The 5590-nt window shown below is 46.1% G+C and carries 2 protein-coding genes and 1 pseudogene; all 3 read right to left on the bottom strand.

Features of this window, described 5'->3' with window-relative positions; genetic code table 11:
• A pseudogene (locus ACFE93_RS30230) lies at positions 1-269 on the bottom strand (hypothetical protein); the annotation flags it as partial.
• A gap of 193 nt (positions 270-462) precedes the next feature.
• Positions 463-3021 carry a CHAT domain-containing protein gene (locus ACFE93_RS30225; protein WP_375479093.1) on the bottom strand — a complete coding sequence of 853 codons (2559 nt, stop codon included), beginning with the start codon at positions 3019-3021 and terminating at the stop codon, positions 463-465.
• Positions 3022-3098: 77 nt separating this feature from the next.
• On the bottom strand, positions 3099-5528 hold the full coding sequence (locus tag ACFE93_RS30220) for a filamentous hemagglutinin N-terminal domain-containing protein (RefSeq protein WP_375479111.1): 2430 nt from the start codon (positions 5526-5528) through the stop codon (positions 3099-3101).
• Between the last annotated feature and the right edge of the window lie 62 nt (positions 5529-5590).

Genomic DNA, 5590 nt, shown 5'->3' with positions numbered 1-5590 from the left:
GAAGCTCCTCCAGTTGCCTGTCTGGGCGCACCTTTCCCGACAGCAGGTGTAAACATACTACCGCGAGAAGCTCCTCCAGTTGCCTGCCTGGGCGCACCTTTCCCGGCAGTAGGTGTAAACATACTACCGCGAGAAGCTCCTCCAGTTGCTTGTCTGGGAGAGCCACTGTTGGCGGGTGGGGTAAATGTAACAGCATGAGCACTTGTCCATGCACTGCTAGCGATCAGAGCGATAACGCTCAATGTACTAGCTAAATATTGACGTTTCATGATGTTTTTCCTTATGTCATTGAAATGTGATACAAACAAAATACGTTTTTTCAACTATGGTCAGAAGCTCAGAGAATAAGTCTAGGTAATAGTAAAGTTAGAGAACTTCTACTAGCAGTATAGGCGAGCTTGAACTAAAACACTGTAAAAAATAACTTAAATAATTTCCAATAAACTCCGTTGTATTACTTAGCTAAATCCAGTTGCCGATCAAAACAAAGCCAGACCAAAAGAACGGTTCGTGGAAATCAGTTTGGCGAATTAGGCTAATTTGTGCTTGTCTTAGTGCTTCGGCTTTAGTAATTTTGGGTTGTCGCAGTTGGTCATAAAAGCGAGTCATTAGCATCGCAGCTGCTTGATCTTTGACGGGCCATAGGGTGGCGATAGTTGAGCGAGCGCCGGATTTGACAGCCAAGCCTGCTAGTCCCAAGACGGCGCGATCGTCTCCTGCTGCTGTATCGCAGGCACTTAGTACCAGCAGCTCGATGGCTTTTGATGGATCGCTACCTCGATTTTTCAGGAGTTCAGATAACTCTTTAACATTGACTTCTCCATCCCAAGTGAGCAAGAAGGTGTCTTCGAGGCGGGAACTAAACTGTCCGTGGGTTGCTAGGTGAACAATACTTGCACTACTAGATTTCACCTGTTTAGCAACGGCTTGACTGGTGAATTCCTGATTCAGCAACACAGAGGAAGATACTGCCTTGGAGATTTGTTTCACTTCTGATTCCACGGCGGGTAAAGCACTAAAGCCAGCGCGAGATTGGCTAATGCCACCTACGATCGCACTGATGTGGTTTTGATGAAGCGATCGCGTTGCCATCAGTTGCAATCCTGGTGAGAGCGCCACAGCATATTTCTCAATCAGATATTGCTTACCATCAAAAAGAGCTGCTATGGGAATGTTCCGCAATCGACCATCTAAAACAAACACCAATGTCTTGGTATCAATGAATGCTTGCTCTGCTTCATCTGGGCGAATTAACCAATCATAAATCTGTTGGGACAATCGATCCCGGTCTTTGGAATCTGAGACAGGGTTAAGAGCAACCAAAAAATTGTCTAGAGTCTGCTCAATTTCAGCTTGAGATTTATGAGTAACATAGGAACGGAGTGGTTGCCCTGCTTTGGAGAGAATTACTGTTAAACGATCTGGTAGGACGATCGGATAAATGACGGTTGCAGTAGGATCGACCCGATCGATCTGTTGAGTTCTATCTAAACAGGCTTCCCGAAAAAAGTTATCGAGTTCCGCAATTTGCAATGCCTCAATCAATTCACGAGCTTCTATTAGTTCTGCTTGACTCGGTTGATCCTCTAGAAGTAAATCAACCAGTTCCCGGTAGACCGGCTCCACACTGGTGCGAAAAGAGAACTGGACATCAGGGTTAATAGCTACCAAATCTCCCCGTAGTGCCTTTAAGGCATTGACTGCTTCTGTATAGGTGGTAATTGCTTTTGAGCGATCGCCTTGTTGTTTATACAACTGTCCCACCTGCCGAGCAGATTGAGCAATGATATCGTTAGCTTGGAGTTGGCGGGCAATGTTGAGGGATTTCTGAGTTAACTCCTGTGCTTGTGATAACTGCTGTGTACGAAGATAGAGTTTTCCCCACTGATGTAATGCATGAGCTTCGGCTTGAGTATCCTGAATTTGCTGTGCAGATTTGACTGTGATTGCCATCAGTTGCGCCAAATCTTTTAGCGGTAGGATTGGGTCAGAATTTGACTGGCGGTTGAGAGTGGCAACAAAATTGATCGCTGCGTAGAGTGAGGTGTGACTGGGGGGCAGTTCCCGGAGTTCTTGGAGTAGTTGAGGTGCAAGTGGGTTAACAAACTCTAGTTTGTCGTAATTGAGGAAAAGTTTGAACTGAGCTAAACGCGCTTGTAATCGATCGCTTGGGTTAGTTGTTAAGAGTTGAGCCTGTTCAAAGTAATCTAATGCGGCTTCGGGATCTTGCAAGTCAACAGCAGTTTGACCCAGGCCGATCAGAATAGAACTTAACTGGGGTTGGGCTGAAATTTTACGAGCGATCGCTAAACTTTGCTCTAAAATCTGTTGACTTTTACTATCACCAATTATTTGCAGAGCTAAACCAAGCGATCGCAGTCCACTGACTTTAATTTCATTATCCGGCATCCCTTGGAGTTTTTCAGTCAGTACCTCTAACTGTTGTTTCGAGCGGCGGTAAAATCCCAAAGTTTGTAAAGCTTGTGCCTGGTTGATTTGACTACCCAGGCTTCCCATTGTGTCGCCTGCTTGCTCATAAAATTTTTGAGCTTGTTGCCAACTTGCAAGTGCGGTTTCGGCTTTGCCAGTGTGTAATTGCAAATTTGCTTGGGTATTAAGTGCTTGTGCCCAAAGAATTGGATCGGCAGAGGGAATAGAGGTTTGCAATAGTTTCAGACTTTGCTCAATAGACTGTTGGGCTGCTTGCCATTGATTAAGTTCCTGTTGTGCCAGTGAGAGGTAACTTAAACTTAGAGCTTCGTTCAGGCGATCGCCTTGGGTATGATACTGTTGTGCTGCCGTTTGCCAAATCGTCACTGCTTCTGCAAAGCGTCCTGAACGGTAGAGGTTCCGTCCCTGTTCCAGCCAATTGTTAGGTTGAGTAGATGCTGACACATTCAGGGTAGAAGTTGTCGGTACTTGCACAGATGCTTTTGCAGGTGTTATTGTCACTGCCAAACACAAGCTCAAAATACTCAAACTAATATATAGCCAACGACATTTTTTAATTTGGAAAGTCACAGGTAGTTACTGATGGTTTAAGAGTTTGTTTAGTAAAGTAATTGCAATGCCTACTATGTTTAAATTCCTGGAGCAAATTAACTTTTAGGAACCGCAGCACAAGTTAATTGAGGCTGTATATTTGCGGGAGATGGCGCTGCAACTAACTCAACTTGGCCATTAGCGTTGCGATGCCAGGAAGTGGCTTCGACGATAACCTCTGGTGATGTAGGCGTTTGGGCAGTGACATTACCAATTTTGCGGTATGCTCTGAGGTCGCGGATATCAGACCAAGTGCGATCGCTCGTTACTTGCTGATTGGGATTTTGCGGCACACCACCCCGTCCCGTTGCCACAAAGCGACTGCCTTGAGTACCCGAACAACCTGTGGCAATTTGCTGAGATGGATCGGTAACATTTGCTGGCAGTTCTACTAAACCGGAATTTGGATCGACGCCGATGGTATTGACTTGAACCGTGCCACTAACCCCGAATTGGGAACTAGCAGTAATGTCATTGTCTGGTGTCAGTTGAGGACGAAACTTCAGTCCGAAAAGCCCTTGTGTGGCGATTTGAATATTGCCCCCCCGACCTTTCACGGCATTAGCAATAATGTTGCTGTTTTCTAATCCAGCAATGATCGGTGCATTGATATTGATGTTACCTCCATTACCATTACCGCCTGCTGTGGCAGTAATATTGCTGCGATCGCGCATCAGCAACAACTTACCAACTCGTAAGCTGATGTTGCCACCATTACCAGATTCTGTCTGTGCTTGGATTAAGCCTTGATTTTGCAATTGGATGCGATCACTTGTGATATTAAGATTGCCACCATTGCCAGTGCCTTGACTGGTGACACTGACTGTCCCGCCATCCGTCAGTGTTAGACTGGGTGTGGTAATGCTCACAGTGCCGGCATTCGCTGTTAATATATCTGGCAGACCAAATCGTTTCCGCAACGACGGATCGGGTCGGATGGTGGAAGCGTTAATGCTACTATTAGTTGCCCGACCTTGACCACTGATGACGATCGATTCAGTAGCGTTGATGCTCAAATCTCCCCCATTACCTGCAAAAAATGAGGTGGTGGCAACTGCTCCCCCATCCAGAATTTGCAATTTGGCAGTATCCAGGGTCAAGGTTTTGGCACTTCCGGTTGCAAATGTAGTTGAGCTAATGTTGCTGTAAATTGCAGAGGGACTTTCTCCGATCACCGTGGTGTTGGTGTTGCGAATCATCACTTTACCGCTAGAACCACTGCTAAAGGTAGCCGAAGATAGTGAGGCTCCGCTTGATATTAGTAGACTATTACCATTGACGAAAACATCACCAGCATTTCCAGTGCCGAGTGTAGTAGTGTTAATTGTGGTCACGTCACCAGGATTAGTGGGTGAAAAGCCTGACAGTTCAATGGCGGTTGCATTGATGTAAATATTGCCACTGGTAGCTGCTCCAAGAGTTGTGCTATTCAACCCCGCTCCCCGATTGATGGTCAGTCTGGGAGTAATAACACTGATATTACCACTAGCTCCGATACCCAGAGCATCACTACGCACTCCGCTCCGAATTGTGCTATCAGCTGTTCTGGCAATCAGATCGATGGACTCTGTAGCCTGAAGGCGAATGTCACCACCGGGGAGATTGCCAAAATTTTGCGCCAGTACCAGAGAGCCATCGGTGAATTGAATTTGCCTACCCTGAATTTGAACGGAACCTGCATTCACGCCGCTGATATCTAATAGCGATCGCTGTGCCAGCTGAATATCGCCAAAGCTTTGTACATCCTCATATCCCAGTGTATAGCCCTGTACGGTTGGTATCAGCTTTACCAATCCTGTACCGCTTAAACTACCCAATTCAACTCGCCCTCTTTCAGCGACCAGGTTTGCCCCATTTAGATGTAAGTCGCCACCCACTAAAGCTAGCGTGTTTCCCGGCTGTACCCGCAGTTTTGTAGAACTGGGAATCTGAATCGGAGGAACCAGAGCTAGTCCACTGCGATTAATCAAAGAGTGTCCTGTGCCTTGAATGTTGATGGGTGCGGGATTGTTACCCAGTTGCAACCCAATAGGAACATTAATACTTAACAACGGGGCAGATTCAGAATTAATTGCGCTAAATTCAGCGCCATCGGCAAATTTGATACTGCTGGCAGTTGTACCAATAAACGAACCCCCGATGTTCAGTTGAGCATTAGCTCCAAAGATTATCCCACTAGGGTTGATCAAGAAGAGACTAATGGGGTTTTTGCCGTTAATCGTCTGAATCAAGCCATTAATGTTAGAGATATTACCGCCAGTAACACGGCTGAAGATGTTAGAAATGTTGGGCGTGTTCGCTAAATCAAAAGTAGCCGAACCGCCAGTGGGAACCGAAAACTCCTGGAAACTATGAAATAAGTTACTGTTGGTGGCACTACCGTTAGTAATGGTGAAGTTTTTACCGCTTTGGGAGACAGTAGTATTCAAGCTGCCATCGGGAGTTACCTGAGCGTTGGCAAAGCCGCACCAAAGTGGCATTACCATCAACGGCACTATAGCGGTTCTCAGTTGGGTGAAATATAGTAACAGCAGTGGGTAAACCATCC

It is taken from the genome of uncultured Nostoc sp. (assembly GCF_964247315.1).
Lineage (GTDB): Bacteria > Cyanobacteriota > Cyanobacteriia > Cyanobacteriales > Nostocaceae > Nostoc.
Note: the sequence above shows the minus strand (reverse complement) of the source record. Positions and strands in the feature narration are given on the sequence as shown.